Annotated in this window: 24 protein-coding genes; 10 read left to right on the top strand and 14 right to left on the bottom strand. The window is 71.6% G+C overall.

What is annotated here, in order from left to right:
• Window positions 1-348 precede the first annotated feature (348 nt).
• On the top strand, window positions 349-819 hold the full coding sequence (locus ACFWVV_RS01310; protein WP_384357819.1) for a DNA starvation/stationary phase protection protein: 471 nt from the start codon (window positions 349-351) through the stop codon (window positions 817-819).
• Between the two features lie 194 nt (window positions 820-1013).
• Here the strand turns inward: ACFWVV_RS01310 and ACFWVV_RS01305 are convergent, their stop codons facing one another.
• The 4 genes from ACFWVV_RS01305 to ACFWVV_RS01290 all read right to left on the bottom strand — a co-directional run bounded on the left by ACFWVV_RS01305 (window position 1014) and on the right by ACFWVV_RS01290 (window position 9588).
• Entirely contained in the window at window positions 1014-1658 is a 645-nt protein-coding gene (locus ACFWVV_RS01305; RefSeq protein ID WP_384357821.1) for a hypothetical protein, read from the bottom strand.
• Between the two features lie 913 nt (window positions 1659-2571).
• Window positions 2572-3471, bottom strand: a complete 900-nt coding sequence (locus ACFWVV_RS01300) for an SDR family NAD(P)-dependent oxidoreductase (protein ID WP_384357823.1) — start codon at window positions 3469-3471, stop codon at window positions 2572-2574.
• A 32-nt stretch (window positions 3472-3503) separates the two neighbouring features.
• Window positions 3504-4343 (bottom strand): Fpg/Nei family DNA glycosylase, encoded by an 840-nt coding sequence (locus ACFWVV_RS01295; RefSeq protein WP_384357825.1) that lies wholly within the window; start codon window positions 4341-4343, stop codon window positions 3504-3506.
• Window positions 4344-4875: 532 nt separating this feature from the next.
• The gene (locus ACFWVV_RS01290) at window positions 4876-9588 is read right to left on the bottom strand and encodes a DEAD/DEAH box helicase (protein WP_384357827.1); all 4713 of its coding nucleotides are present in this window, start codon (window positions 9586-9588) and stop codon (window positions 4876-4878) included.
• Window positions 9589-9690: 102 nt separating this feature from the next.
• Here ACFWVV_RS01290 and ACFWVV_RS01285 point away from each other — a divergent pair, with 102 nt between their 5' ends.
• From ACFWVV_RS01285 to ACFWVV_RS01275, 3 genes are read left to right on the top strand one after another with little or no spacing between them, the layout of a single operon-like run.
• On the top strand, window positions 9691-10566 hold the full coding sequence (locus tag ACFWVV_RS01285) for an AraC family ligand binding domain-containing protein (protein ID WP_384357829.1): 876 nt from the start codon (window positions 9691-9693) through the stop codon (window positions 10564-10566).
• Window positions 10567-10576: 10 nt separating this feature from the next.
• Window positions 10577-11479 (top strand): AzlC family ABC transporter permease, encoded by a 903-nt coding sequence (locus tag ACFWVV_RS01280; RefSeq protein WP_384357831.1) that lies wholly within the window; start codon window positions 10577-10579, stop codon window positions 11477-11479.
• A complete protein-coding gene (locus ACFWVV_RS01275; protein WP_384357833.1) occupies window positions 11476-11784 on the top strand; it encodes an AzlD domain-containing protein in 309 nt (102 codons plus the stop codon). The genes ACFWVV_RS01280 and ACFWVV_RS01275 overlap by 4 nt, the downstream gene beginning before the upstream one ends.
• A 97-nt stretch (window positions 11785-11881) precedes the next feature.
• Here the strand turns inward: ACFWVV_RS01275 and ACFWVV_RS01270 are convergent, their stop codons facing one another.
• Window positions 11882-12796 carry a hypothetical protein gene (locus tag ACFWVV_RS01270; RefSeq protein ID WP_384357835.1) on the bottom strand — a complete coding sequence of 305 codons (915 nt, stop codon included), beginning with the start codon at window positions 12794-12796 and terminating at the stop codon, window positions 11882-11884.
• A 79-nt stretch (window positions 12797-12875) separates the two neighbouring features.
• Between ACFWVV_RS01270 and ACFWVV_RS01265 the strand changes: the two genes are divergently transcribed.
• The 4 genes from ACFWVV_RS01265 (at window position 12876) to recX (ending at window position 16602) form a co-directional block, all read left to right on the top strand.
• Window positions 12876-13070, top strand: coding sequence for a DUF3046 domain-containing protein (locus tag ACFWVV_RS01265; protein ID WP_384357837.1), 195 nt, complete (start codon window positions 12876-12878; stop codon window positions 13068-13070).
• A 108-nt stretch (window positions 13071-13178) separates the two neighbouring features.
• Entirely contained in the window at window positions 13179-14474 is a 1296-nt protein-coding gene (locus ACFWVV_RS01260) for an AI-2E family transporter (RefSeq protein WP_384357839.1), read from the top strand.
• 208 nt (window positions 14475-14682) lie between these two features.
• A complete protein-coding gene (gene recA / locus ACFWVV_RS01255; protein WP_384357841.1) occupies window positions 14683-15813 on the top strand; it encodes a recombinase RecA in 1131 nt (376 codons plus the stop codon).
• Between the two features lie 3 nt (window positions 15814-15816).
• Window positions 15817-16602, top strand: coding sequence for a recombination regulator RecX (gene recX, locus ACFWVV_RS01250; RefSeq protein WP_384357843.1), 786 nt, complete (start codon window positions 15817-15819; stop codon window positions 16600-16602).
• Between the two features lie 205 nt (window positions 16603-16807).
• Here the strand turns inward: recX and ACFWVV_RS01245 are convergent, their stop codons facing one another.
• The 8 genes from ACFWVV_RS01245 to ACFWVV_RS01210 all read right to left on the bottom strand — a co-directional run bounded on the left by ACFWVV_RS01245 (window position 16808) and on the right by ACFWVV_RS01210 (window position 23245).
• Window positions 16808-17200 (bottom strand): rhodanese-like domain-containing protein, encoded by a 393-nt coding sequence (locus ACFWVV_RS01245; RefSeq protein WP_384357845.1) that lies wholly within the window; start codon window positions 17198-17200, stop codon window positions 16808-16810.
• Window positions 17197-17736, bottom strand: coding sequence for a cysteine dioxygenase (locus tag ACFWVV_RS01240; RefSeq protein ID WP_384357847.1), 540 nt, complete (start codon window positions 17734-17736; stop codon window positions 17197-17199). The genes ACFWVV_RS01245 and ACFWVV_RS01240 overlap by 4 nt, the downstream gene beginning before the upstream one ends.
• Before the next feature lie 113 nt (window positions 17737-17849).
• Window positions 17850-17921: a putative leader peptide gene (locus ACFWVV_RS01235; RefSeq protein WP_384422583.1), complete on the bottom strand. Its 72-nt coding sequence runs from the start codon at window positions 17919-17921 to the stop codon at window positions 17850-17852.
• A gap of 47 nt (window positions 17922-17968) precedes the next feature.
• Entirely contained in the window at window positions 17969-19609 is a 1641-nt protein-coding gene (locus ACFWVV_RS01230) for an FAD-dependent monooxygenase (protein WP_384357849.1), read from the bottom strand.
• A 198-nt stretch (window positions 19610-19807) separates the two neighbouring features.
• Window positions 19808-20665, bottom strand: a complete 858-nt coding sequence (locus ACFWVV_RS01225) for an amino acid ABC transporter permease (protein ID WP_384357851.1) — start codon at window positions 20663-20665, stop codon at window positions 19808-19810.
• Window positions 20662-21309, bottom strand: coding sequence for an amino acid ABC transporter permease (locus ACFWVV_RS01220; RefSeq protein ID WP_384357853.1), 648 nt, complete (start codon window positions 21307-21309; stop codon window positions 20662-20664). The genes ACFWVV_RS01225 and ACFWVV_RS01220 overlap by 4 nt, the downstream gene beginning before the upstream one ends.
• A gap of 151 nt (window positions 21310-21460) precedes the next feature.
• A complete protein-coding gene (locus tag ACFWVV_RS01215; protein ID WP_384357855.1) occupies window positions 21461-22381 on the bottom strand; it encodes a glutamate ABC transporter substrate-binding protein in 921 nt (306 codons plus the stop codon).
• A 78-nt stretch (window positions 22382-22459) separates the two neighbouring features.
• A complete protein-coding gene (locus ACFWVV_RS01210) occupies window positions 22460-23245 on the bottom strand; it encodes an amino acid ABC transporter ATP-binding protein (RefSeq protein ID WP_384357857.1) in 786 nt (261 codons plus the stop codon).
• A 280-nt stretch (window positions 23246-23525) separates the two neighbouring features.
• On the opposite strand from ACFWVV_RS01210, the gene ACFWVV_RS01205 reads away from it, so the two are divergent.
• On the top strand, window positions 23526-24263 hold the full coding sequence (locus tag ACFWVV_RS01205; RefSeq protein ID WP_384357859.1) for a response regulator transcription factor: 738 nt from the start codon (window positions 23526-23528) through the stop codon (window positions 24261-24263).
• A 6-nt stretch (window positions 24264-24269) separates the two neighbouring features.
• Window positions 24270-25661, top strand: coding sequence for a sensor histidine kinase (locus ACFWVV_RS01200; RefSeq protein WP_384357861.1), 1392 nt, complete (start codon window positions 24270-24272; stop codon window positions 25659-25661).
• Window positions 25662-25778: 117 nt separating this feature from the next.
• Here ACFWVV_RS01200 and ACFWVV_RS01195 read toward each other — a convergent pair whose 3' ends face one another.
• The gene (locus ACFWVV_RS01195; RefSeq protein WP_384357863.1) at window positions 25779-26777 is read right to left on the bottom strand and encodes a TAXI family TRAP transporter solute-binding subunit; all 999 of its coding nucleotides are present in this window, start codon (window positions 26775-26777) and stop codon (window positions 25779-25781) included.
• Between the last annotated feature and the right edge of the window lie 75 nt (window positions 26778-26852).

Below are 26852 nucleotides of genomic sequence, written 5' to 3'. Positions count from 1 at the left end.
GCCTCTTGGAGGCCGCCCGGGGCTCGGGCCATTTTCTGTGCTGGTCGGCATGAGGTGTGAGGCATGTGGCGTCAGGTATGGGTCTTGAGACATGCCGCTTGAGGCTCGGGGTTCGGTCGGGGTTCGCTTGAGACGTGCGGTCTAGACCTGTGGTCGAGGCGTGTGGTCGAGACGTCCGTTGAGGGCATGGGCTCCGGATGTGCCCTCGGGACATGCGCTCGGCACGTACGGTTGCGGCTTTCGGTTCGTGGTCTGCGCGAGTGGTGACCCCGGATGACCGAATTGGATCGGTTGTGGCAGGGTTGGGGGTGCTGATTCGGTTTGCTCTGATTTCTGAGGAGGATGCGGATGTCTGCCGTGAAGAGCACGTTGCCCCAGGCCGATCTCAAGGTGGTCGGGGAGGCACTCCAGGGAGCTCTCGTCGATCTGCTGGACCTGTCGCTGGTGGCCAAGCAGGTGCACTGGAATGTGGTGGGGCCGCGGTTCCGGTCCGTACACCTTCAGCTGGACGAGGTCGTGGACACGGCGCGGCAGCACTCCGACACGGTCGCCGAGCGGGCGTCCACCCTCGGGGTCAACCCCGACGGGCGGGCGGCGACGGTGGCGTCGTCGAGCGCCGTCGCTGAGGTGCCGACCGGGTGGATCAAGGACTCCGACGCGGTGCGGATCCTGGTCGACGCTCTCGGTGCGGTGCTGGTGCGCATGCGCGAACGCATCGAGGCGACTGGCGACCCGGACCCGGTCAGCCAGGACCTCATCATCGGGCTGACGGCGGATCTTGAAAAGCACGCGTGGATGTTCCAGGCGGAGACCGCCTGACCCGTACGGCGCGAGCTGTAGGGGGAGCCGTAGAGGGAAGCCCGTTTGCGGAGGCTCACGTCTCCTCCGACCACGGGAACGGCCCCCGGCTTGCCCCCGCTGTCCGTCGCAGAAGGACCTGAGGCCCGGAACGCGTTCGCGCGCGTTCCGGGCCGGTCCGCTGTGCGGGCGGCGTGCGGGTCATCCCGAGTGGGTCAGCAGCTTTCCCCGAACTTCACGGCGCTGAAGGTAACCGGCCGACCGTCGAGAGACGATCCCGCGGAGGGGCTGACCGCGCAGACCTGCCAGTTCGTCTCCACGAGGACCATGCGGTCCTGGCCGGAGCTGTCGCGGACGGTCAGCGAGGTGTGGGAGGGCAGGGCGGCACGGGCAACCTTGACGCTCTTGCCGATGAGGTCCGGCATGGTCTGCCCGGCCTTCGCCGGCTCGCCCGCGTCCGACGCGGGGCAGGACTCCTCGAGCTTCACCGTGCCGAAGTCGATGGTGGTCGAGGCCGCGTGGGTGCCGGGCTTGGGGGCCTGGCTGCACACCTTCCAGCTGCGGTCGAGGATCTGTTGCCGGCCTCGGCCGAGAGCGTCGTGGCTTTTCAGTACGTAGAATCCCGCGGCCTGCGCGCCGTCCTGGGCGGACTGGAGCCCCTGGCCCACGAAGTTCGGCAAAGAGGCAGGGCTCTTGGCGGCGGTCGGCGGCTCCGCCGGCTGCTTGGGTTGCGTGGGCGCCGTGGGGGTGCTGGAGACGGTGCCGGGCCGGGAGGGGTCGGCGGTGGTGACGTCTTGGCAAGCGGTGAGGGCGAGCAGGGCCGTGGAGGTCAGCGCGAGTGCGGTACAGCGGTGGTGCATGGGTCCCCCTGGAGCGGTTGCTGCTGTGAGGGGTCATCATGCGACGCGTGTGCGTGGCGTGAGGTCGTGTGGCCGATCTGTTACAGGCGGGTGCTTTGCGGGACAATTGTTCCTTTGAGGGCGTCGGATCTTCCTTGGGTACGTCGGATCGGCGTTGCTGTGTGGTGCTTCATCGCCGGACTGGTGGCCATGGGTGCCATCTCTGCGGGCCGGACCGTGGGGAGTGTTCTGGATGCGGTGAGGGCCGAGCCGGGTGAGACTGGCGGCTGTCGGGATTCCTCTGCCGCGAGCGGAAGGATTCCGGAATCCAGAACCGGAAACGCGGCGTCCTGCCGCTTTCCTGCTGCTTCCCCGCAGCTTCCCCGCTCGAAGGGGCTCACCGGGTACATCCTCCGGACGTCTGCGGACGTACCCGGTGGCGGTCGCCCGAAGTCTTCGGGTGTGAGGCGTACGGGGCTGGGTTTGCGCCGGTTGTGCCCTGAGCGCTCCGGGTGCATCCGATGCGCCCTCCCGTAGGGGAGGGGCCGCGTCTAGCGTCGGGCGGAGGAGGCAGCCATGGTGCGGTACGACTGCGGGATACGCGGGCGCCGGGTGCTGCTGGGGTCTCTGGCTCTGGTGCTCGGCGTGCTGTGGTGGTGGGCGGCGCTGCGGGTGGTGCTGGTGCCTGAGGGGGCGGGCGTGCTGGAGGGGTCGATCGTCGCCGGGGGGTGGGGGCTGAGCCTGCTGCCGGTGCATGTGTCGGCTCGGGGCCCGGTGAAACGGGGGCGGGCAGCCGTGCGGGGCGTGGCTCGGGGAGCGGGTGGTGCTCCTGCGGGTGGCGGGGGCCGGGGGGTTCCGGTGGGTGGCGGGGGCCGGGAGGTTCCGGTGGGTGGTGGGCCGGGGCGGGCTTCGGCCGGTGGGCGGCGCGGGTTGTTCACCAGGGCATCGAAACGCCGCCGTTCGGGCGGAGGATCTGGCCCGTCGTGAAGGCGGCGGCGTCCGACGCCAGGTAGAGGATCGCGTGGGCGACTTCTTCGGCTTCACCCACGCGGCCCAGCGGAGTGATGCGGCTCATGGTCGCTTCGGCGCGGTGCTGCTGCATGGCGTCGTGCCTGGCGGTCATGGGGGTGCGGATCCAGCCGGGGGCCACGGAGTTGACGCGGATGCCGTGCGGGCCGAGTTCGGTGGCCAGGGTCTTGGTGAGCTGCACGACTGCGGCTTTCGTCGCGCTGTAGCAGAACAGGCCCGCCTGGGAAGCGTCGACTGCGCCGGAGGCGAGTGTGACGATGCTGGCGGGGGTGGGGCGAGTGGCGGGGACGGCTGTGGTGCTTGGGCCGGCTGGGGCGTCAGGGGTGGCTGTGGCGTCTGGGCCGACTGGGGTGCCAGGGGCGGCTGGCGTGCCCGTGCTGTTCGCGGTGGGGAGCATCAGGCGGGCTGCTTCCTGGCAGGCGTACAGGACGCCCTTGAAATTGACTGCCAGGAGGCGGTCGAGGTCGTCGTCCGTGGTCTCCAGGACCGTACTGGAGTGCATGATTCCGGCGGCGGTGACGAGGATGTCGAGGCGGTCGGCCGATTCCATCGCCGTTCTGAGCCGGGTGCGGGACGTCACGTCGAGGGTGTGGGTGACTGCCGTGCCGCCGGCCTTGGCGACCTGAAGGGCCGTCTCGGCCAGGCCCACCGTGTCGCGGTCCGCGCAGTGCACGACGGCGCCCGCTTCGGCGAGGAGCAGTGCGGTGGCGCGGCCGATGCCGCTGGCCGCGCCGGTGACGAAGGCGGTGCGGCCGGTGAGGTCGTATGCCGTGAGCCGTTCGGGGCGTCGTACGGGGAGAGGCATGGGGCGACCGTACGACCGAAACTGACGGGTCGTCAATTAGTGGGACCCTGCTGGCAGTTCGGGCACCAGTAGGTAGGGCGTTCGCGGGTTCCGTCGCCCTGGTCGGCCTTGCGGACGCGGGTGGTGCAGCGGAGGCAGGGGCGGCCTTCGCGGCCGTAGACGTAGAGGCGGTCGGGAGTGCGGTTGCGGCCCTGGGGTCGCGAGGTGCGGGGGATCGTGGTGGTGCGGTCGGTGCGGTCCTTGTTGACCTCGAGGAGGCGGTGTGCGGTGGCGACCAGGCGGGCCGGGACGTCGGGGGCGAGCGCGCCGACCGGCAGCCAGGGAGTGACGCGGGCGAGGAAGCACAGTTCGGACTTGTAGACGTTGCCGATGCCCGCGAGATTGCGCTGGTCGAGGAGGGCCTCGCCGACGGCGCGGTCGGGGGCGGCCAGCAGGTTGTGCACCGCTCGCTCCGCCAGGGAGGGGTCCTCCTGCCAGTCGGGATCGAGGAGGTCGGGGCCGAGGTGACCGATCGCGGTGTGCTCGTCGGCGGTGCGGAGGAGTTCGAGGACCGGGAGGCGGTAGCCGACGGCGGTGGCCTCGGAGTTCTGCAGCACGGCGCGGATCTGATGGGAGGGACCGCCTCGCCAGGACTCGCCCGGTGCGTAGATGCGCCATGCCCCGTCCATCCGGAGGTGGGAGTGCAGGGTGAGTCCGCCCTCGATGCGGGTGAGGAGGTGCTTGCCGTACGAGGTGACGTCGAGGACTTCGCGGCCGGTCAGGTCGGAGGTGGCGAAGCGGGGGACACGGAGGTCGGCGTGGGTGAGGGTGCGGTGGGCCAGGGCGGCATGGAGGCGGTGGGCGGCCAGCCAGATGGTGTCTCCTTCGGGCATGCATCCATGATGCGGGAAGTGGCGGGGGTGGGAGGGGAGGTGCGGTGGGGGTGCGGGGTGAGTGGCTTTGAAGGGCTGGGTGGAGTGGTCCGTGGGGGCACTGTCACGAGAGGCGCGCGGGCGTGGGGGGCATGGGGGTGTTCTTCCGAGGCGCTCGACGACGTGACATCAGAGGGCGCCGCGTGGCTCAGGGGGGCCCTGGGCGTGCTCTCCCGAGTGGCTCAGGGGGCGGGTGGTCCGGAGGCGTGACCCATGAGGGGAGCTCCGAGTGGTGCGGTGGGGGCTCACGGGTGTTTTCTCCCGAGCGACTCGGGGGTATGGCTGGCCCGGAGGCGTGACCCCTGGAGGAGCTCCGAGTGGCTGGGCGGGGGCCCTGGGTGTGTGCTCCCGAGTGGCTCAGGGGGCATGGGTGGCCCAGGGGCGTGACCTTCGGGTCTGCCGAGTGGGCTCGGTGGGGATCGAGGGGTCGGCTGCCGGGGCCCCGAGCGCGACCCAGGGGGCTCAGAGTGGCTCGGTGGGATTCAGGGGCGGTTCAGGGGCGGATGCGGAGGCCCTTCGGGGTGGCGTGGAAGCCTGCTGTCTCCAGGGCGCGGCCCACGGGTGAGGTGAGGGCGGGGTTGTTGTTGATGCGCTCGACGGTGAGGGTGCCGAGAGAGCCTGCGCGGGCTGTGGCGGAGAGGGCTTGGGATGCCGCGTGGAGGCGGGGGTCGGCATCCTCCGTGGAGGCCGAGGCGGTGGGCGGCTCCGGGGCCGTCGGGGCTGATGGGTCGGTGGTGGGCCAGGCGAGGAGGGTTTTGCCGCCGCGCTCCATGTAGAGCGTCAGCTCACCGTCGACCAGGACGACCAGGGAGCCCGCTTTGCGGCCAGGCTTGTGGGTGACCCCGGCGGGCGGTTCGGGCCAGGGCAGGGCGGCGCCGTACGCGTTGGCCGGGTCTGCGGCGGCCAGGACCACGGCGCGGTTCGGGGCGTCGCCCTCGCTGCGGTCGCGGGCCGTTGCCGCCGCGCGGAGCCGGTCGACCGCCCCGTCCATCGCGAACTGCGCGGCCCCCAGGCCCTCGACGACGTACCCCCTGCGCGCCTGCCCGCTGTCCTCGAACGCGGCCAGAATGCGGTAGACGGCGGAGAATCCGCCCTCGGCGCCCTCGGCGGCGACCGCACCCCTGGTCACCACCCCGTGCCGGTCCAGGAACGTACGGGCGAGGGCGTGCGCACGGTGGGTCGGGTCGGGCTCCAGGGCGGGGAGCAGCGACCAGCGGCCCGCGACGGTGGGCGGCCCGGTGCGGGAGACGGGGCGGGCCCCGCCGGTGAGCGAGCCGTAACGGCCGCGCGGCACCGAGCGTTTGGCGCGATGCGCGGTGGCCCCCGCCGTGCGGCCCGAGCCGAGCAGGGCGCGCAGCGGTGCCAGGGTGTCGTTGGTCAGACGGCCGGACCAGGCCAGGTCCCAGAGGGCGTCGGCCAGTTGCGGATCGGTGGCGTCCGGGTGGGTGGTGGCGCGCACCTGATCCGCGATCTGCCGGAAGAACAGGCCGTACCCACCGGTGAGCGCGGTCAGGACGGACTCGTGCAGCGCGGACAGTTCGAGGGGGTGCGGCGGCGGGAGGAGGAGCGGCGCGTTGTCGGCGAGGTAGAGGGCGACCCAGCCGTCCTTGCCGGGAAGGGCGCCCGCCCCGGCCCACAGCACCTCGCCGGTGGTGGTCAGTTCGTCGAGGAGCGCGGGGGTGTATCCGGCGACCCGGGAAGGCAGGACGAGCTTCTCCAGGGCGGAGGCCGGCACCGCGGCACCCTGCAACTGCTCCACCGCGCGGACCAGGCCGTCGATGCCGCGCAGCCCGCCTCCCCCGTAGTGCTGCCACTGCGGCAGGAAGGTGGCCAGCGCGGCGGGGGCGACCGGTTCGAGCTCCTGGCGCAGGGCCGCCAGGGAGCGGCGGCGCAGTCGGCGCAGGACCGTGGCGTCGCACCATTCCTGGCCGATGCCCGCCGGGTGGAACTCGCCCTGCACGACACGGCCTGTCGCGGCGAGCCGGTGCAGGGTGCCTTCCGTGACTGCGGTGCCGAGGCCGAAGCGGGCAGCCGCCGTGGTGGAGGTGAAGGGGCCGTGGGTGCGCGCGAACCGGGCGAGGAGGTCGCCGAGGGGGTCCTTGACCGGTTCGGTGAAGGCCTCGGGGACGCCGACGGGGAGCGCGGTGCCGAGGGCGTCGCGCAGTCGGCCCGCGTCCTCGACCGCCGCCCAGTGGTCCTTGCCCGCGATGCGCACCTGGATGACGCGTCGGGCGTCGGCCAGTTCCGCGGCCCATTCCGGAGCCGCGCCCCGCTCCCGCAACTCCGCCCCGGTGAGCGGGCCGAGCACCCGCAGCAGGTCGGCGACGCCCTCCGCGTCCTTGATGCGCCGCTCCTCGGTGAGCCACTGCAGCTCCTGCTCCAGCTGCGTCAGTACCTCCGCGTCGAGCAGTTCGCGCAGTTCCGCCTGGCCCAGCAGCTCGGCCAGCAGACGGGAGTCCAGGGAGAGCGCAGCCGCCCGCCGCTCCGCGAGCGGCGAGTCGCCCTCGTACAGGAACTGCGCCACGTAGCCGAAGAGCAGCGAGCGGGCGAACGGGGAGGGCTCGGGGGTGGTGACCTCGACGAGGCGGACCCGGCGGGCCTCGATGTCGCCCATCAGCTCGGTCAGCCCGGGGACGTCGAAGACGTCCTGGAGGCACTCGCGGACCGCTTCCAGCACGATCGGGAACGAGCCGAACTCGCTCGCCACCTGCAGGAGCTGGGAGGCCCGCTGGCGCTGCTGCCACAGTGGGGTGCGCTTGCCGGGACTGCGCCGGGGAAGCAGCAGCGCACGCGCCGCGCACTCCCGGAAACGGGCGGCGAACAGGGCCGAACCACCGACCTGGTCCGTGACGATCTGCGCCACCTCACCCTTGTCGAAGAGGGTGTCGGCGGCACCGATCGGAGCCTGCTCGCTGTCGTACTCCGCCCCCAGGGGCCTGTCGGGGAGGGCGGACCCGCCGGGCGGGGGCGCGTCGAGCGGGTCGAGACCCATGAGGTCAAGGCCCATCAGGTCCGCGTCCGGCAGGCGCAGCACGATGCCGTCGTCGGCGTGCATCACCTGTGCGTCCATGCCGTACTTCTCGGACAGCCGGGCCCCCAGGGCCAGGGCCCACGGCGCGTGCACCTGCGCGCCGAACGGGGAGTGGACCACCACCCGCCAGTCGCCGAGCTCGTCGCGGAACCGCTCCACGACGATCGTCCGGTCGTCCGGGATGTGGCCCGCCGCCCTGCGCTGCTCGTCGAGGTACGACAGGACGTTGTCGGCGGCCCAGTCGTCCAGGCCCGCCGCGCCGAGGCGGGCCCGCGCGTCCTGTGCGCCCATCCCGCCGATCTCGCGCAGGAACGCACCGAGCGCACGGCCCAGTTCCAGGGGGCGGCCCAGCTGGTCGCCCTTCCAGAAGGGGAGCCTGCCGGGCACCCCGGGGGCGGGGGAGACCAGGACGCGGTCGCGGGTGATGTCCTCGATGCGCCAGGACGTCGTACCGAGGGTGAAGACGTCGCCCGCACGGGACTCGTAGACCATCTCCTCGTCGAGCTCACCGACCCGGCCGCCGCCCTTCTTCGGGTCGGACCCGGCGAGGAACACTCCGAACAGGCCCCGGTCGGGGATCGTCCCGCCGGAGGTGACCGCGAGCCGTTGCGCTCCCGGGCGGCCGGTGACCGTCCCCGCGACGCGGTCCCAGACGACGCGCGGCCGCAGCTCGGCGAAGGCGTCGGAGGGATAGCGCCCGGCGAGCATGTCGAGGACCGCCGTGAACGCCGACTCCGGCAGCGAAGCGAAGGGAGCCGCCCGCCGGGCCAGCGCGAGCAGGTCGTCGGCCTGCCAGGAATCCAGCGCCACCATCGCGACGAGTTGCTGGGCCAGCACGTCCAGGGGGTTGGCGGGGATGCGCAGGGACTCGATGGAGCCGCTGCGCATCCGCTCGGTGACCACTGCCGCCTGCACCAGGTCACCTCGGTACTTCGGGAAGACGACGCCCGTGGAGACCGCCCCCACCTGGTGCCCGGCCCGGCCCACGCGCTGCAGACCGGAGGCGACCGAGGGCGGCGACTCGACCTGGATGACCAGGTCCACCGCTCCCATGTCGATGCCCAGTTCCAGACTGGAGGTGGCGACCACGGCGGGCAGCCGGCCCGCTTTCAGGTCCTCCTCCACCAGGGTGCGCTGCTCCTTGGAGACCGACCCGTGATGCGCGCGGGCGAGCAGCGGCGGAGCGCCCTGGGCGGCGCCGGCCTGCCCCATCAGCTCGGCGGGGGAGCCCCCCTCGGGAAGGGCCTCGCCGGTGGCCCTCTCGTACGCGATCTCGTTGAGCCGGTTGCACAGGCGCTCGGCCAGTCGGCGGGAGTTGACGAAGACGATCGTCGAGCGGTGGGCCTGGACGAGGTCGGCGATCCGCTCCTCCACCTGCGGCCAGATGGATGGCTTGTCGCCCTGGTCGTCATCCTTGGCGGGGGAGCCGCCCAGCTCGCCCATGTCCTCGACGGGCACCACCACCGACAGGTCGAAGACCTTCGTCGAGGGCGGCTGGACGATCTCCACCTTGCGCTGTGGCGACAGGAAGCGGGCCACCTCGTCGACCGGCCGGACCGTCGCGGAGAGGCCGATCCGGCGGGCGGGCCTGGGCAGCAGCTCGTCGAGCCGCTCCAGCGACACGGCGAGGTGGGCGCCGCGCTTGGTGCCGGCGACGGCGTGCACCTCGTCCAGGATCACCGTCTCGACGCCCTCCAGGGCGCTGCGGGCCGAGGAGGTGAGCATCAGGAACAGCGACTCGGGGGTGGTGATGAGGATGTCCGGCGGCTTGGTCGCCATCGCGCGCCGCTCGCCCGCCGGGGTGTCGCCCGAGCGGATGCCGACCCGGATGTCGGGCTCCGGCAGCCCGAGCCGCACCGACTCCTGGCGGATTCCCGTCAGCGGACTGCGCAGGTTGCGCTCCACGTCCACCGCGAGGGCCTTGAGCGGCGAGATGTAGAGCACCCGGCAGCGCTTCGTGGCGTCGGCCGGCGGGGGCGTCGACGCCAGCCGGTCGAGCGAGGCGAGGAACGCCGCCAGCGTCTTCCCGGACCCGGTCGGGGCCACGACCAGGACGTCCGAGCCCTCGCCGATGGCCCGCCAGGCCCCGTCCTGCGCCGGGGTCGGCGTCACGAAGGCTCCCGTGAACCAGCTCCTGGTCGCGGGGGAGAACGAATCGAGCGCTTTCCTCACCATGGACCCCATCGTGCACCCCACCACTGACAATGCCCCGGCAATCCCGGTCCACCGCGTGGACGCCCAGGTCGGGGCGCGGGTCCGGGAGCGCACAATGGCCGGATGGAGAAGGGCGCGACGGCCACCCGGCGGCACGGGGAGTGGGCCAGACACTGGCAGTGCCCGGGCGTGCCGGGACTCGACCTGCTGCGGGCCCGCTACGTCCGGCACGCCTTCCCGCGGCACAGCCACGAAGGGTTCGTGCTCGGCGCGGTCCGTGGCGGCATCGAGGACGTGCACCTGCCGGAAGGCACGATCAGCGCGGTGCCCGGCAGCGTCGTCATGATCAACCCCGAGGTGCCGCACTCCGCCAGGGCCGGAACCCCGGAAGGCTGGTCGTACGCCACCCTGTACCCCTCGCGGGACCTCGTGGCCGAGGTGGCGGCCGAGGTCACCACCCTGCGCGGCACCCCGGGATTCGCCGAGACCTTCGTCGACGACCCCGACACCGCGCGTCTCGTCACCGAGGTGCACCGGGCCGCAGAGGAGAGCAACGCGCTCGCCGCCGACAGCATGTTCCGCATCGTGATCGCCCGCTTGCTGCGCCGGTACGGCAGTGAACTGCCCGCCCGCAGCCCGGCCGCCGCGGCGTCCCGTACCGCGGCGCTCGCCCAGGACATCCTGCGGGACCGGATGGCCGCCCCGCCCTCCCTGGAAGCCCTCGCGCACGAGGTGGGCACCAGCCCCTTCGCGCTGCTGCGCGCCTTCAAGGCCGCGTACGGGATGCCTCCGCACACCTGGCTCACCGGCGCGCGCGTGAACCGGGCGCGGGTCCTCCTGGACGCGGGCACACCGCCCGCCGACGCCGCCCTCGCCGTGGGCTTCACCGACCAGCCGCACCTCAACCGGCACTTCACCAGGATCGTCGGGGTGCCGCCCGGCGCGTACCGCCGCGAGCGCGCAAGAACGTACAAGACCGGGGGCGGCCGGCCCTCGTAGCGTCCGGGGCGTGGCAGATCAGACAGCACCAGCAGAACATTCCGGCATACGGACGACCCAGCCCCCAGAGGGCGCGGCCGGGACCGGCATGCGCAGGACAGCGCCCGGAGAGAGCGCGGCCGGGACCGGTACACGTACGGCAGGACCCGAGGAGGCCCCGGCCGAGCCGAAGGCCGACTCCGCCGTGGTACGGGACGCGCTCGGTGTGGGCGTCGCCGTCGGCCTCTCCGGCTTCGCCTTCGGGGTGACCTCGGCGGGCGCCGGGCTCACCCTCCTGCAAACCTGCGCGCTCAGCCTCCTGGTGTTCACCGGAGGCTCGCAGTTCGCCCTCGTCGGAGCGCTCGCCGCCGGCGGCAACCCGCTCACCGCGGCCGCCGGAGCCTTCTTCCTGGGCGTACGCAACACCTTCTACGGGCTGCGGCTCTCGCAACTGCTCGCCCTGCCCCGCCTCGTCCGGCCGCTCGCCGCGCAGGCGGTCATCGACGAGACCACCGCCGTCGCGCTCGCCCAGCCCACCCGGCGCAGTGCCCGCATCGGGTTCACCGTCACCGCCCTCACGCTCTTCGTCCTGTGGAACCTCACCACCCTGATCGGCGGGCTGGGCGCCGAAGCAGTCGGGGACACGGACGCCTGGGGGCTGGACGCGGCGGGCCCCGCCGTCTTCCTCGCGCTGCTCGCCCCCATGCTGCGTACGGCCGCGGAGCGCGCGGTCGCCGCGATCGCGGTCCTGCTGGGGCTCGGACTGCTGCCCGTACTGCCCGGCGGAGTGCCCGTCCTGGTGGCAGCCCTGGCCGCGCCCCTGGTGCTCTTCCTCCAGGGACGTGGCGGTTCCTCGGCCGGGAGGACGGCAGCGGGGCCGCCCGCGGACGGCACCAGGACCGCGGCCCACGACACCCGGGGAGACGTCCGTTGAGCGTCTGGATCGCCATCGCCCTGACAGCCGTCGGCTGCTACCTCGCCAAACTCCTCGGACTGCTGGTGCCCGCGAGCACCCTGGAGCGCCCGCTCGTCCAGAAGCTCTCGGCGCTGCTGCCGGTCGCCCTGCTCGCGGCACTCACCGCACAGCAGACCTTCGCCACGGGACAGCAGCTGGTGCTGGACGCCCGGGGTGCGGGACTCGTGGCGGCCGCCGTCGCACTGGTCCTGCGGGCGCCCTTCCTGATCGTCGTCGGGGCGGCGGTGGCCGTCACGGCGGGGGTACGCGCACTGGGCGGCTGACCACCACCGGACCACCGGCCGCTCAGCCACGCGCGCGTGGGGCGCGCGCGCCCGCCCCACGCGCGTACGACTTCCGGCACCCCCACGCGCGCGTGCCTCAGCCGGGCAGCCTGCCGTACGCGCGCAGCGTCAGCAGGGCGTCGATCGTGACCAGCGGCCGCGCCTCCAGTTCGGTCCCCGGTGCCCACACCCGCCACCTGACCGGCCAGCCGCCGTCCTCCTGCTGCTCGGCCGCCAGGAAGTCCAGCGAGCGCTCCATCTCCTCGTCGGTGAACCAGTCACGGGCCAGCGACCCGGGCACGCGCGCGTAGTGGTGGGCGAAGTGGTGCTCACCCGGCGCGTACCCGGGTGCGACCGGGACCTGGTCGCGCCGCTCCGGATCCAGCACCACCAGCCGCTGGGCGCGCACCAGCCGCCCCAGCCGGTCCGCAGCCGCCCGGGCCCGCGCCCGGTCAGGAACGCCGTCCAGGAAGGCGACGGCGGCCTGGACCTCGTACGGGTGGGAGGACTCCAGTGCCTCCACGGCGGCCCAGCAGAAGTCGGTCGCCCGGAACAGCCAGGCGTGCCACACCTCGTTGCGGTGCAGCAGGCCCACCACCGGGCCCGTCGCCAGCAGCTCGCTCGGCGGGTCGTCCACCACGGGCACGAACGGCGCCGCCGGATACCCCCGCTGCGAGGGATGCACGGCGGGCAGCGCGCCGTCCTTGGACGACACCTCCGTCAGATAGCGGCACACCCGCTCCACGCGCGTGCCGCCGCAGCGGCCGATCTCCTCCAGTACCCGCAGCGCGTGCGCCGTGTGCAGCGGCTGGCTCACCGGACCCCGCAGATCGGGCTCCAGCGCGTGAGCGAAGCCGCCGTCCGCACCCCGGTAGGCGTTGAGGGCCGTCTCGACGGGATCCGCCCCACCGCCGAGGAAGTGGTACGCGAACCGCCGCTGCTCCAGAACCCGGGCGGTCAGCCACACGAAGTGCTCGGCACGGGCGAGAGGGGATGCTCCATTTCCAGCCATGTGCCGACGGTAGGGCGCAATGCGTCCGAGGCAAGGGGTGCGGACCGCTGTGCACTCTTGAGGGCGCGATACTGAGGTCATGCGGTTGACGATTTTCTGGGAGCGGATGGCGGCGCACTTCGGCGAGACGTACGCCGATTCCTTCGCGCGCGACCACGTGATGTCCGAACTCGGCGGCCGTACGGTGCACGAGGCGCTGGACGCGGGGTGGGACGCGAAGTCCGTCTGGCACGCCGTGTGCCGCGCGATGGACGTTCCGCAGGACCGGCGCTGACGCACCGTCACCACAAGCGGACCCAGCGGGACCGCACGCCCGGCGCCGCGGCCTCGTCACCACGGCACGGGTACGACCCCGTTGTCCTCATGAGTGACACTTGGCCCCGTGGCCCCGACTGATGAGACCGCCCAGGACCAGGCAGAACCCCAGGACCCCGCAGCCCATGGCCCGGCAGCCCCGGGCACCGGCCGGCCCGGCGCCGCGCCCCCCGGAGCGCCGCCCGTGGGACCGGACCCCGCCGGTCCGGCCGGAATGCCCCGGTGGCTGCCGCGCGCGATGGTGCTCGCCCTGGCCCTCTACGCCTGCTTCCAGCTCGGCGACTGGGCGTTCCACCAGCTCATCACGCTGCTCCTGAACATCCTGATCGCGTTCTTCCTCGCCCTCGCCGTGGAGCCCGCGGTCGGCCGGATGGCGGCCCGCGGCATGCGCCGGGGCCTGGCCACGTTCCTGGTCTTCTTCGGCGTGATGATCACGGGCATCGGCTTCGTCGTGCTGCTGGGCTCGATGCTGGCCGGCCAGATCCTGGAGATGGTCGACGAGTTCCCCAAGTACCTGGACTCGGTGATCCGCTGGATCAACCTCACTTTCCACACCGAGCTGTCCAGGGTCGAGGTGCAGGACAGCCTGCTGCGCTCCGACTGGCTCCAGAAGTACGTGCAGAACAGTGCGAGCGGGGTGCTGGACGTCTCCACGACGGTCCTGGGCGGCCTGTTCAAACTGCTGACGATCTTCCTGTTCTCGTTCTACTTCGCCGCCGACGGGCCGAGGCTGCGGCGGGCGCTGTGCTCCGTACTGCCGCCGTCCCGGCAGACGGAGGTGCTGCGCGCCTGGGAGATCGCCGTCGACAAGACCGGCGGGTATCTCTACTCCCGCGGCCTGATGGCCCTGATCTCGGGCGTCGCGCACTACATCCTGCTGGTGATCCTCGACGTGCCGTACGCCCCCGCGCTCGCCGTGTGGGTCGGCCTGATCTCGCAGTTCATCCCGACCATCGGCACCTACCTCGCGGGCGCGCTGCCGATGCTGATCGCCTTCACGGTCAACCCCTGGTACGCACTGTGGGTGCTCGGCTTCGTGGTGGTCTACCAGCAGTTCGAGAACTACCTCCTGCAGCCCAAGCTGACCGCCAAGACCGTCGACATCCACCCGGCCGTCGCCTTCGGCTCGGTCGTCGCGGGAACGGCACTGATGGGGGCGGTGGGCGCGCTCATCGCGATCCCCGCGGTGGCCACCCTGCAGGCCTTCCTCGGGGCGTACGTGAAGCGGTACGCCGTGACGGACGACCCCCGGGTGCACGGCCACCGCAGCAGGCGGGCCCCGGCCCTGGCCAGAGCGCGGGCCGCCCTGCACCGCAACCGCGACAGGCAGCCGCCGTCCCCTCCGGCGGGGGACGGCGACTGAGCCCGGGCCGGAGGGGACGGCGCCCGGCGGGCGTGGTGCGCTTGACAGTAAAATCGAACATCCATTCTTATGGGGAGTCCTGGCTTGTGATCCCAAGGGTTCGTACGGGGTTATCCACAGGTCAGGGGGACGCCGAGGCCGATTGTCAGTGGCAGGCGTTAGCGTCATTGACGTGAAGCGATCGACTCAAGCAAATCGGGTGGAACCCATGGCAGCAGGCACCGACCGCGAGAAGGCGCTGGACGCCGCTCTCGCACAGATTGAACGACAATTCGGCAAGGGCGCCGTGATGCGCCTCGGCGACCGGCCGAACGACCCCATCGAGGTCATCTCCACGGGCTCGACCGCCCTGGACATCGCGCTCGGTGTCGGCGGACTGCCGCGCGGCCGTGTGGTGGAGGTGTACGGGCCGGAGTCCTCCGGTAAGACGACACTGACACTGCACGCCGTGGCCAACGCGCAGAAGGCCGGCGGCACCGTCGCCTTCGTGGACGCCGAGCACGCGCTCGACCCCGAGTACGCCAAGGCCCTCGGCGTCGACACGGACAACCTGATCCTCTCCCAGCCGGACACCGGTGAGCAGGCGCTGGAAATCGTGGACATGCTGGTCCGCTCCGGTGCCATCGACCTCATCGTCATCGACTCCGTGGCGGCGCTCGTGCCGCGTGCGGAGATCGAGGGCGAGATGGGCGACTCGCACGTCGGTCTGCAGGCCCGGCTGATGAGCCAGGCGCTCCGCAAGATCACTGGTGCGCTGCACCAGTCCGGCACCACCGCGATCTTCATCAACCAGCTCCGCGAGAAGATCGGTGTGATGTTCGGCTCGCCGGAGACCACGACCGGTGGCCGCGCGCTCAAGTTCTACGCCTCGGTGCGGCTCGACATCCGCCGCATCGAGACCCTCAAGGACGGCACGGACGCGGTCGGCAACCGCACCCGCGTCAAGGTCGTCAAGAACAAGGTCGCGCCGCCCTTCAAGCAGGCCGAGTTCGACATCCTCTACGGCCAGGGAATCAGCCGCGAGGGCGGTCTGATCGACATGGGCGTCGAGCACGGCTTCGTCCGCAAGGCCGGTGCTTGGTACACGTACGAGGGCGACCAGCTCGGCCAGGGCAAGGAGAACGCCCGGAACTTCCTGAAGGACAACCCCGATCTCGCCGACGAGATCGAGAAGAAGATCAAGGAGAAGCTGGGCGTCGGTGTGAAGCCCAAGAAGGATGCCCCCGAGGGTGAGCCCGGCGCGGACGCTGCCGGCGCCGCGTCGGCAGCGGACGCAAAGTCCGTACCGGCTCCGGCGGCCAAGGCCAAGACGGCCAAGACCGCGGCAGCCAAGGGCTAGTCCATGACCCGGAGATCGGGCTGGCCGGGCAGCACGGACGACGCGTACGGCGGGACGGGGGACGTGCACGGTGAGCACGCCGGGCACGACGGACCCGCGGGGCGGGGCGGACCTGCCGGGCAAGGTGGGTCCGCGTTCGCCGAGCACGACGGTGGAGCGGGGGCGGCCGGGGGGCCGCCCCGGCTCCCCTGGTCCTCCCGGGAAACGGGGGGCGCCGGAGCGGAGCCCGGGGCCCGCAGGTCCGGGAGGGGACGCAAGAGCGGAGGCGGAGGCGCTCAGGAGCCCCCGCAGGATCCGGAGGAGCGGGCGCGGTCGATCTGTCTGCGCCTGCTCACCGGTACTCCGCGCACGCGCAAGCAGCTCGCCGATGCCCTGCGCAAGCGGGAGATCCCCGAGGAGATCTCCGAGCAGGTGCTGTCGCGCTTCGAGGAGGTCGGGCTGATCAACGACGCGGCGTTCGCGGACGCCTGGGTCGAGTCGCGCCATCACAGCAAGGGACTGGCGCGGCGGGCGCTGGTCCAGGAGCTGCGCACCAAGGGTGTCGACGCCGGGCTGATCGACGAGGCCGTGGGTCAGCTGGACTCGGAGCAGGAGGAGGAGACGGCCCGGGAGCTGGTGGCCCGCAAGCTGAGATCCACCCGGGGGCTGGAGCGGGACAAGAGGGTGCGGCGGCTGGCGGGGATGCTGGCTCGTAAGGGCTATCCGGAGGGGGTTGCCCTACGGGTGGTCAGGCGGGCGTTGGAGGAGGAGGGGGAGGACGCGGAGGGGTTGGACTCCGGGGCGTTCTGAGGGGGTGGGGTGCGGAGCGTGGGTGGGGCCGGAGGGTGCGGCTCCGCCGGGGGCCGCCCCCTTGCCCGCCCGTTCCGCACCCGGGGGCCCCGCCGCCCATGGGGGGGCGGGGGAGGAAGAGGGCGCGGGACCCCCGCCGCCCAAGGGGACTGGGGGAGAGGGTGCGGGGGCTGCCCCCGCCGCCCAAGGGGGCCGGGGGCAGCGGTCAGGGGTGGGTGATGGGGAGGCCGGTGGATTTCCAGGACTGGAAGCCGCCGGCCAGGTCCGTGGCGCGGTGCAGGCCCAGCTGCCGCAAGGAGGCCGCCGCGAGGCTCGACGCGTAGCCCTCGTTGCAGATCACGATGACGCGCAGATCGTGACCGGTGGCCTCGGGGGCGCCGTGACTGCCCAGCGGATCCAGGCGCCACTCCAGTTCGTTGCGCTCCACCACCAGGGCTCCCGGGATCAGTCCGTCCCGCTCGCGCAGGGCCGCGTACCGGATGTCCACCAGGAGCGCCCCCGCCGCGGCCGCCTCGTACGCCTCCTGCGGCCCGACCCGGTCGAGCCGCGCCCGTACCCGCTCCAACAGCTCGTCGATTCCCACCGGTTCGTCCCTCACTGCCACTCCTCCGGTCGTTCCACCTGCTCCAGGCGCAGTACCGTGCCCGTACGGCTGTACCGCCGCATCAGCGGCAGCGGCGGATAGTAGGCGTGCACCGAGATCGCATGGTCCTTGTCCGACTCGTTGCGTACCTGGTGCACATGGTGCTCGCCGAAGGCCCGCCCCCGGCCGGCCGTCAACCGCCGCTCCCTGTCGACCCCGTCGGCCAGCTCCAGGGTCTTCCACCCCTCGGTGGGCAGCCGGGCGGCGAGCGACTGCTCGGTCAGCCCGCCCGCCGCCGCGGCGAACGCGCCGTGCGAACCGCCGTGGTCGTGCCACCCTGTCCCGGTCCCCGGCGGCCAGCCGATCAGCCAGGCCTCGCTCCCGCCGGGGCCTTCGAGCCGTACCCAGGTACGCCCTTCCGGATCGAGCGGGAGAGAGGCCACGAGTGCCGCGTCGGCCGCGGTGCGGGTGACGAAGTCGAGGAGCTGCGCAGGGGTGGGCGCCGTTGCGCGGGCAGGGGCGGAGGCCCGTACGGGTACGGGAAAAGACACGGGAAGTGACACGGGAAGGCCGTCCTGAGAGGTTCGCGGGCACGCACGGGCGCCTCACCGGCTCCGAAGGAGGAGCGGGAGGCGGCACATCGCGCGTGAGGGAAGGGGGCGAATCAGCAGGACGGGTGACAGACGCAGCCCGCGTAGCGGACCAGGTCCATATGGACCCTCCGCCACAGGCACACACGGGTGTCGCTCACGTTCCGGAGTACACCATGTGTGCCTGCGACGGTCAATTGATGTCCGCGGTCCGGTCGGTGCGCACCAGGGCGCCCGAGGTGTCGCTCGGCGCGTCCGCCGCCTCGGGCGCGCCGCCGCGCGCCGCGTCCGCCGCCGCGTACAGCTCCGCCGGACGCACCCCGTCGAAGGCCGCCACCAAGTGCCCGTCCGGTCGTACGAGCAGGACGGTGTGGGCCGTCGCCCCGGGATAGCCCTCGGTGACGAGCAGCTCTGCCGGGACGGGCAGGGCGGTGACCGCCGCCGCAAGACGGGGCATCACCCCCGCGGTCATCCAGTGCCGCCGGTCCCACACCCCGGTGCCCGGCGCGACCAGCACCACCAGCAGGTGCCCCTGCCCCAGCCGGTCCCGCAGCGCCGCCGTGGTGCCGTCCGGCGCGGTCACCCGTACGTCCTCGACGGGCGCACCGGGCGCGGTGGCGACCTCGGCCTCCGCCTCCTGGTCGGCGGCCGGGCCGGCCGCCAGCGGGGAGTGCCGGTACTGGGGGAGCGCACCGAGCGCACCGCCGCCCAGGTGCCCGTCGATGAGCAGACTGTCGTGCCCGCGCGCCGCACCCGGCAGCACCGCGCGCAACCCGCCGCCGCCCCGCAGTATCGGCAGCACCTGGTCGGCGGCGCGCAGCCGTGCGGCGACCGCCGTGCGCCGCTCCGTCTGGTAACTGTCGAGCAGGACCTCGGAGGCGTCGTGATGCAGGGCGTGCGCCAGCTTCCACGCCAGGTTCTCCACGTCCCGCAGCCCCTCGTCGACCCCCTGGGTGCCGAGCGCGCCGAGCAGGTGCGCCGCGTCCCCGGCGAGGAAGGAGCGGCCCTCGCGCCAGCGTTGGGCGAGCCGGTGGTGCAGCGTGTAGACACCCGTGTCGAGCAGTTCGTACGCCGGTGTCGCCCCGCACCATCCGGCCAGGGTGTCCCTGATCCGGGTGACCAGGGCGTCGGGCGTGACCAGGTCACCGCGCGGCGGCAGCAACCAGTCCAGCCGCCACGCGCCGTCGGGGAGGGGGCGGGCCGTCACCTCGGGGCCGCCGCCGCGCCAAGGGGGCTGGCGGTGCATCAGCGCGGTGTCCGGCCAGGGGAGTTCGGTGCGCAGGGCGGCGACGGCGTGCCGTTCGACGGCGGTGCGTCCGGCGAAGCGGATCCCGAGGAGCTTGCGGACGGTGGAACGGGCGCCGTCGCAGCCGACCAGATAGCTGCCCCGCCAGTAGAGGTAACCCGGCTCGCGGGTGTGCACGGTGACGCCCTTGGCGTCGTGCTCGATGGTGTCCACGCGCGCGTGCGTCGCGAGCTCGACCAGCGGGTGGGCGGTGGCGGCGGCGTACAGTCCGCGCGTGAGGGAGTGCTGGGGGAGGTGCAGGGGCGCCGGGAACCCACTGTCGTCACCGAGCGTGAGTTCGGTGACGACCTGCTTGCGTCGCATCGACCGCCACCCGGACCAGCGCATCCCGTCGTCCCGGAGGGTGGTGCAGCCCAGCCGCTCGACCAGGGCCGCGGTGTCCGCCCGCAGCACCACGGTCCTTGCCGTACGCGGCTCCTGCGCGCCGTCGCCCTCGTCCAGGACGACGGAGGGCACGTGCTGGGCGGCGAGGGACAGGGCGAGCGCGAGCCCGACCGGTCCGGCGCCGACCACGATCACCGGGTCCACGGCGCGCGACCCCCGCCCCGTACGGACAAGCGGAAAGCCGCACAGGCGGCAGTGGACACAAGGTGCTCGATCACAGAACGTATGCAACCCACTGCGGGTGCTTGCGTCAAGTGACGGAGGCAGCGGCGCGGGGCCGCTGCCTCATTAATCGTCAGTTTGGCGCGTGCTGAAGCGCTTTGGTGTGCTCCGGCGGGCCGGCTACTGGACTTCGTTACCCGGAATGGGTTCGTCCGCCTTGGCGGTCCGGATACCGGTCTTCGCCCGGCGCCCGCGCTTCTCGATCCAGGTGGCGAGCGCGGACAGGAGCAGACACAGGACGATGTACAGCAGACCGATCACGACGATCGTCGAGACGTACGGGTACATGCCGTTGACCATGGTGTTGCTCGCGATCAGGCGGGCGGTGTTCAGCAGCTCCGGGTACAGGATCATGAAGCCGAGCGAGGTGTCCTTGAGGGTCACCACCAGCTGGCTGATGATCGTCGGGAGCATGGCGCGGACCGCCTGCGGGATCAGCACGCTGACCATGACCTGCGTCTTGCTCATGCCGAGCGCGTACGCGGCTTCGCTCTGACCGCGCGGCACCGAGTTGATGCCGGCGCGCAGCACCTCGGCCTGTACGCAGCCGTTGTAGATGGACAGGCCGATGGCCAGTGCCCACAGCGACGCGTCGGCCAGGAAGCCGGCCCACACCGCGTAGATGGTGATCAGCAGCGGGATCGAGCGGAAGACCTCGATGAACCCGGTGGCCAGCCAGCTGATCGGCTTGTGGTCGGAGAGCCGGGCGACGGCCAGCAGCACACCGAGCACCAGGGAGCCGACCGCGGCGAGGCCGAAGGCCTCGAGGGTGGCGAGCAGGCTCTCGGCGATGTTCTGCCGGATGCCCGCGTAGTTGAAGATGTCCCACATCTCCGGGGCCAGGTGTCCCTTGGCCTCCAGGCGCAGGACCGCGGCGACGAGCAGCGCCAGGATGGCGGCCGAACCGACCACGGTGTAGATCCGGTTGCGGACCTTGGCCTTGGGGCCGGGGGCGTCGTAGAGAACGCTGGCACTCATCGTGCGACCTCCATACGGCGCTCAAAGAGTCGGAAGAGGGCGCTGATGGCAAAGGTGACGATCAGGTACCCGAGGGCGACGAAGATGAAGATCGGCAGGATCGCGTAGCCGTCCTCGCTCAAGGTCTTCTGCACACCGAAGAGTTCGACGACGCTGAACGCGCCCGCGATCGCCGAGTTCTTGGTCAGTGCGATGAAGATGCTGCTCAGCGGTGGCAGCACGGTCCGGGTGGCCTGCGGCAGGACGATCATGCGCAGCGTCTGGCCGAAGGTCATGCCCAGGGAACGGGCCGCTTCCGCCTGGCCGACGGGCACCGTGTTGATGCCGGAGCGGATCGCCTCGCAGACGAAGGAGGAGGTGTAGAAGCCGAGCGCCAGCGCACCCAGCAGGAAGGGGCTCATCCCGGGGAAGAAGATCTCCGGCACCACGAAGGTGGTGACCAGGAACAGCAGGGTGAGCGGGGTGTTGCGCAGGATGGTGACCCACGCGGTTCCGAAGAAGCGCAGCGGGGGCACCGGCGAGACCCGGAAGCCCGCGATGATCAGGCCCAGGACCATGGCGATCAAGCCGCTGACCGCGGTGATGAACACGGTGCCTATGAAGCCCTCGCGGAACAACGGCAGATGGTCGGTCAGTACGTTCATGAGGTCTCCGCGTCGGAGGGCAGCGGCTTGGGGTGGACGGGCAGGAGGAACTGCGCCCCGTACAGGCCCAACAGGGGTACGGGGCGCGTCAGCCGGCGGCCGTCAGGGACGGGCCGGAGCGCCGGCCAGTGATTCCGGCCGGCGGTTCCGGTCAGTAGTTCTCGATGGCCGGCGGCTCGGTGTACGAGGAGCCCGAGAGGCCGAGCGTCGAGTCGTAGATCTTCTTGTACGTGCCGTCCTTGACGTGCTTGGTGAGCGCGTCGTTGATCGCGGTGCGCAGCGCCTTGTCGTCCTTGTTCACGCCGATGCCGTAGAGCTCCGTGGTGAACGGCTTGCCGACGACCTTGAGGTTGGTCGGGTTCTGCGCGGCGTAGCCCTTGAGGATCGAGTCGTCGGTGGTGACCGCGTCGATCTGCTTGGTCAGGAGCTGCTGGACGCAGTCCGAGTACTTGCCGAGCTCCACGACCTCGGCGCCGTACTCCGGCTTCTTGATCTCCTGGAGCGGGGTCGAGCCCTTGATGGAGCAGACCTTCTTGCCCTTGACGGTGTCCTTGCCGGTGATGGCGGACTCGTCCTTGCGGACCAGGAGGTCGGCGCCGGCCTTGTAGTACGGACCCGCGAAGCCGACCTGCTTCTTGCGCTTCTCGTTGATCGAGTACGTACCGACGTAGTAGTCGACCTGGCCCTGCGCGATGGTCGTCTCGCGGAGGTCGGAGTTGACCGTCTTCCACTCGATCTGGTCCGCGGAGAAGCCGAGGTCGGCGGCGATCATCGTGGCGATCTCGATGTCGAAGCCGGAGCGCTTCTTGGTCGACTGGTCCTCGTAGCCGAGGTACGGCTGGTCGGCCTTGGCACCGATGATCAGCTTGCCGCGGGTCTTGGCGGCCTTGAAGGTCGGCGAACCGTCGACCTTCGCGTCCTTGGCGACGGCGTAGGTCGGCGCCTTGGGCGCCTCCTTGCCGCCCGGGGCCTTCGCGGCGTCGCCGGCCGAGCCCTCCTTGCCGCCACAGGCGGTCGCGGTCAGTGCGAGAGCGGCGATGGCCGCGGCAACGGCTGTCTTACGGAGAATCACGGTGAACATCCCTTACGTCGGTAGGTCGTTGGCCGGCCGTGCCGGCGAACGGTGAATCGGCGCGGGCGCCGAGGACCGTCAGTGGTGCAGGATCTTCGACAGGAAGTCCTTGGCCCGGTCGCTACGAGGGTTACTGAAGAACTGGTCCGGCGTGGCCTCTTCGACGATCTTCCCGTCCGCCATGAAGACGACCCGGTTCGCCGCCGAGCGCGCGAAGCCCATTTCGTGAGTGACGACCACCATGGTCATTCCGTCGCGGGCCAGCTGCTGCATGACCTCCAGGACCTCGTTGATCATCTCCGGGTCGAGCGCCGATGTGGGCTCGTCGAAGAGCATGACCTTCGGTTCCATGGCCAACGCCCGTGCGATGGCGACGCGTTGCTGCTGACCGCCCGAGAGCTGTGCCGGGTACTTGTCCGCCTGTGCGCCCACGCCCACCCGGTCCAGCAGGGTACGGGCCTTCTGCTCCGCGGCCTTCTTGTCGGTTCCGCGGACCTTGATCTGGCCCAGCGTGACGTTCTCCAGGATCGTCTTGTGGGCGAAGAGGTTGAACGACTGGAACACCATGCCCACATCGGAGCGCAGTCGCGCCAGCTCCTTGCCCTCCTGGGGCAACGGCTTCCCGTCGATGCGGATGGCGCCCGAGTCGATCGTCTCCAGGCGGTTGATCGTGCGGCACAGCGTGGACTTCCCGGACCCGGAGGGTCCGATGACGACGACGACCTCGCCACGGGCGATGGTCAGGTCGATGTCCTGGAGCACATGCAGCGCGCCGAAGTGCTTGTTGACGTTGCTCAGGACCACCAGGTCCGTCGACGCGGGTACCGCGTCCTCGGCGCCCTTGGTCACTGAAACTCCGCTCATCGGCTTTTGCTCCGTCCTCCTCGGTTGGGAGGACCCTAGTCACCCAGTGCGACCAGCGTCATTACATCTGAGCGGAAATTGAGCATAACGATCCGGCCTCAACCGGACACTCTGCGTGAAGGGGACGCCGGATGGGGATACCGGCTCCATAACGGAACAACCCCGTGATGAGAAGGGCCTTGACGGGGGCTGCCCGGATCGGCGTGGATGCCATGAGGGTAAGAACCCGACCCGGGTGAAGAACCCGCACACATCAACAGCGCGGACCGGAGGAGGTGCCATGAGACTGCTGCTCGTCGAGGACGACAACCACGTCGCCGCCGCCCTGTCCGCCGTCCTCACCCGGCACGGCTTCCAGGTCGTGCACGCCCGCAACGGCGAAGAGGCCCTCCAGGCCTTCCTGCCCGACGACCGGGCCCCCGAAGGACAGGAGCCCTTCGGGGTCGTCCTGCTCGACCTGGGGCTGCCCGACCAGGACGGGTACGAGGTCTGCGGCAAGATCCGCAAACGCACCAGCACCCCGGTGATCATGGTGACCGCGCGCGCCGACGTCCGCTCCCGCATCCACGGCCTCAACCTCGGAGCCGACGACTACGTCACCAAGCCGTACGACACCGGCGAGCTCCTCGCCCGTATCCACGCGGTGAGCCGGCGCACCGCGACCGGGGAGACACCGCCCGCCTCCGGCGACACCACGCTCCAGCTCGGCCCCGTGCACCTCGAACTGCCCACCCGCCGCGTCAGCGTCGGCGGCACGGACGTCCAGCTGACCCGCAAGGAGTTCGACCTGCTCGCGCTTCTCGCCCAGCGGCCCGGCGTCGTCTTCCGGCGGGAGCAGATCATCAGCGAGGTGTGGCGCACCAGCTGGGAAGGGACCGGGCGCACGCTGGAGGTCCATGTGGCGTCGCTGCGCTCGAAGCTGAGGATGCCCGCCCTGATCGAGACCGTGCGCGGAGTCGGCTACCGGCTGGTCGCCCCGAACGCCACGGGCGTACCCGGCGCCCCCCGGGCCACGTAACACCCCGTGCGCACCCGTCTTCTTCCGCTCCTCATCATCCTGCTCGCGGGCATGCTGATCGCCTTCGGCTTCCCGCTCGCCGTGCGCGTGGCCGCCGCCCAGCAGCAGCAGGTGGTGATCGACCGGATCGACGACACGGCCCGCTTCGCCTCGCTCGCCCAGTTCGTCACCGAGCGTTCCCTCGCGCGCGACGAACGCCGCGACACCCTGGAGGCCGAACTCGGCCGCTACCACTCGGTGTACGGGATCCGGGCCGGCGTCTTCTACCGGGACGGCGGCGTCATGGCGGCGGCTCCCGGGGACTGGACCGTGCGGGCCGCGGGCGACCTGGGCAGGGAGGCGTTCCAGGAGGCCCTCGCCGGGCGCCGCAGTCACGACCCGCCGCAGGTCTGGCCCTGGCGGGAGCACACGCTGGTGGTGGCCTCGCCGGTGGTACGGGACGGGGACGTGGTCGCGGTCGTCGTCACCGACTCGCCCACCGGACACCTGCGTTCGCGCATCCTGCACGACTGGCTGCTGATCGCGGCGGGGGAGTTCGCCGCCCTGTTCCTGGCGATCGGCGCGGCCTTCCGGCTGACCGGGTGGGTGCTCAGGCCGGTCCGGGTGCTGGACGCCGCCACCCACGACATAGCGACCGGCCGGATGAACTCCCGGGTGGCACCCTCCGGCGGGCCCCCCGAACTGCGTCGTCTTGCCAAGTCGTTCAACGAGATGGCGGACAACGTCGAGGACGTCCTGGAGCAGCAGCGCGCCTTCGTCGCCGATGCCTCGCACCAGCTGCGCAACCCGCTGTCCGCCCTGCTCCTGCGCATCGAGCTGCTCGCCCTGGAACTGCCCGAGGGAAACGAGGAGATCGCCTCCGTCCGCACCGAGGGAAAGCGCCTCGCCCGGGTCCTCGACGACCTCCTCGACCTCGCCCAGGCCGAACACGCACCGGCGGACCTGCGGCTGATCGACCTCGGCGAACTGGCCACCGAACGGGTCGCTGCCTGGTCCCCGCTCGCCGACGACAAGGGCGTACGCCTGCTGCGCGAAGGCCCCAAGGCGGTCACTGCCTGGGCCGACCCCATCGCGCTCTCCAGCGCGCTCGACGCGGTGATCGACAACGCCCTCAAGTTCACCCCCGCCGACGAGACGGTCACGGTCCAGGTCGCTTCGGACGGCGACCTGTGCACGGTGGTCGTCGCCGACGGAGGCCCCGGTCTCACCGAGGACGAACTGGTCCGCGTCGGCGACCGGTTCTGGCGCAGCAACCGCCACCAGAACATCAAAGGCTCCGGACTCGGGCTGTCCATCTCCCGCGCACTGCTCCTGGCCGGCCGCGGCACCATCGGCTACGCGGCCAACGCACCCCACGGGCTGCGCGTGACGGTCACGGTCCCGCGCACCGGGCGATGAGCCGGCTTCGGGCTGCAGGCCCGAGGCTGCCCGCTCCCCGCTGGTCTTCCCGTTGACCGCCGGGGCTCCCCGCCGCGCGCCGGCCTTCCCGTTGACCGCCGGAGCCCATGTTCCCCGTTACGGCTTCACCGACTGGTAGTAGAGCGCCGCCCCCTCGTGCAGCGCGAGCGGGTCCGTGTAGATCGCGGTGCGCAGGTCCACCAGCTGCGCCGCGTGCACCTGGCGTCCGATCCGGTCCCGGCTGGCGATCACCGTCTCGGTGAAGCGCCTGGTGAGTTCCGGGTCCGTACGGTCCGTGGTGACCAGCAGATTGGCCACCGCGATCGTCGGTACGGCCTCCTGGTTGCTCACCTTGGCGTAGGCGTCGGCCGGCATCACGGCGGAGCGGTAGTAGCCGGTGATGTCGCCCGGCTTCTGCAGTGCCTCCACCAGGTCGGGGCCGAGCGGAACCAGCCGTACGTCCATCCGCTCGGACAGGTCCCGCACCGCGCTGGTGGGCAGGCCGCCCGACCAGAAGAAGGCGTCGACGGTGCCTGCCTCCAACCGCCCCGGCATGGTGTCGATCCCTATCGAGACCGGTTCCACGTCCCTTTCGGGGTCGAGCCCGGCAGCGGCCAGCAGCCGGTTCGAGATCAGCCGCACCCCCGACCCGTCCTGCCCGACCGCCACCCGCAGACCCCTCAGGTCCGCGACGGAGCGGACCTTCGAATCCCTGGGCACCACCAGCTGCACGTAGTCGTCGTAGAGCCGTGCACAGCCCCGCAGCCGGTCCGCGCCCTTCAGCCGGTCCCGCTGGTACGTCGCCACCGCGTCTGCGGTCGCGATCGTGAAGTCCGCCGTCCCCGCCGCCACCCGGGCCAGGTTCTCCTGCGACCCCTGACTGGTGAGGAGCGTGATGTCCACTCCCGGCAGGTCCCGGCGCAGCGTTTCCTCCAGCAGCACCCCGTACCGCTGGTAGACCCCGGTCCGCACTCCCGTGCTGAAGGTGACCTCCCCCTTGGGCGAGGGGGCGCCGGACGGCAGCAGCCACCACAGCAGCAGCCCGCAGACGGCGAGCGCGGCCACCACACCCTGCAGGGCACGACGGCGACCGATACGGCGGAGGACGGGGAACATGACGCGATCCTGCCAGCTCACCGGCCCCCCGGGCCAGAGGGAGGACCGCACGGCGCCCCGCACACGGCGCGCCCC

Origin of the sequence: Streptomyces sp. NPDC058663 (genome assembly GCF_042716745.1) — a bacterium.
Classification (GTDB): Bacteria; Actinomycetota; Actinomycetes; order Streptomycetales; family Streptomycetaceae; genus Streptomyces.
The sequence above is the reverse complement of the archived record's forward strand: the minus strand, read 5'-3'. Positions and strand labels throughout refer to the sequence as shown.

What these genes read in the sequence shown, in the direction of transcription:
- ACFWVV_RS01270 (WP_384357835.1), bottom strand. Translation starts at nt 12,796, where the DNA reads ATGGCTGGAAATGGAGCATCCCCTCTCGCCCGTGCCGAGCACTTCGTG.
- ACFWVV_RS01305 (WP_384357821.1), bottom strand. Translation starts at nt 1,658, where the DNA reads ATGCACCACCGCTGTACCGCACTCGCGCTGACCTCCACGGCCCTGCTC.
- ACFWVV_RS01210 (WP_384357857.1), bottom strand. Translation starts at nt 23,245, where the DNA reads ATGAGCGGAGTTTCAGTGACCAAGGGCGCCGAGGACGCGGTACCCGCG.
- ACFWVV_RS01265 (WP_384357837.1), top strand. Translation starts at nt 12,876, where the DNA reads ATGCGGTTGACGATTTTCTGGGAGCGGATGGCGGCGCACTTCGGCGAG.
- recX (WP_384357843.1), top strand. Translation starts at nt 15,817, where the DNA reads ATGACCCGGAGATCGGGCTGGCCGGGCAGCACGGACGACGCGTACGGC.
- ACFWVV_RS01310 (WP_384357819.1), top strand. Translation starts at nt 349, where the DNA reads ATGTCTGCCGTGAAGAGCACGTTGCCCCAGGCCGATCTCAAGGTGGTC.
- ACFWVV_RS01225 (WP_384357851.1), bottom strand. Translation starts at nt 20,665, where the DNA reads ATGAGTGCCAGCGTTCTCTACGACGCCCCCGGCCCCAAGGCCAAGGTC.
- recA (WP_384357841.1), top strand. Translation starts at nt 14,683, where the DNA reads ATGGCAGCAGGCACCGACCGCGAGAAGGCGCTGGACGCCGCTCTCGCA.
- ACFWVV_RS01300 (WP_384357823.1), bottom strand. Translation starts at nt 3,471, where the DNA reads ATGCCTCTCCCCGTACGACGCCCCGAACGGCTCACGGCATACGACCTC.
- ACFWVV_RS01220 (WP_384357853.1), bottom strand. Translation starts at nt 21,309, where the DNA reads ATGAACGTACTGACCGACCATCTGCCGTTGTTCCGCGAGGGCTTCATA.
- ACFWVV_RS01290 (WP_384357827.1), bottom strand. Translation starts at nt 9,588, where the DNA reads ATGGTGAGGAAAGCGCTCGATTCGTTCTCCCCCGCGACCAGGAGCTGG.
- ACFWVV_RS01205 (WP_384357859.1), top strand. Translation starts at nt 23,526, where the DNA reads ATGAGACTGCTGCTCGTCGAGGACGACAACCACGTCGCCGCCGCCCTG.
- ACFWVV_RS01295 (WP_384357825.1), bottom strand. Translation starts at nt 4,343, where the DNA reads ATGCCCGAAGGAGACACCATCTGGCTGGCCGCCCACCGCCTCCATGCC.
- ACFWVV_RS01285 (WP_384357829.1), top strand. Translation starts at nt 9,691, where the DNA reads ATGGAGAAGGGCGCGACGGCCACCCGGCGGCACGGGGAGTGGGCCAGA.
- ACFWVV_RS01195 (WP_384357863.1), bottom strand. Translation starts at nt 26,777, where the DNA reads ATGTTCCCCGTCCTCCGCCGTATCGGTCGCCGTCGTGCCCTGCAGGGT.